This window comes from Pollutimonas rozaliensis (assembly GCF_048751585.1).
Classification (GTDB): domain Bacteria; phylum Pseudomonadota; class Gammaproteobacteria; order Burkholderiales; family Burkholderiaceae_B.
Window position 1 is genome coordinate 1 of sequence record NZ_JAZHOB010000139.1, and the last position, 267, is coordinate 267.

General features: G+C 44.6%; 1 protein-coding gene. It reads right to left on the bottom strand.

What is annotated here, in order from left to right; translation table 11 throughout:
* On the bottom strand, positions 1–227 hold a 227-nt coding region (locus V0R37_RS22295), incomplete at its 3' end, for a GNAT family N-acetyltransferase (RefSeq protein WP_420376581.1).
* Positions 228–267: the final 40 nt, after the last annotated feature.

The window sequence follows — 267 nt, forward strand, 5'->3', positions numbered from 1 at the left end:
TGGATCTCGATACTAAAGCCCAGTTTTTGGGCTAAACTGAGCATCCCTTTATTGCTAGGCATGGTCATACCTGAGATGCGGGCAGTGCCTTTCGCTTGGCAGTAATCAATGATCTTTTTCATTAGTAATGATCCGAGCCCTTTACCTTTAAGATCGGAGCGGATCAAAATGGCAAATTCAGCATCACTATTATCATGGTTGATCAATGCTCGTGAGACGCCAATGATCTCTGCTGGTGAGGTTTTATGGCTGACAGCAACAAAAGCC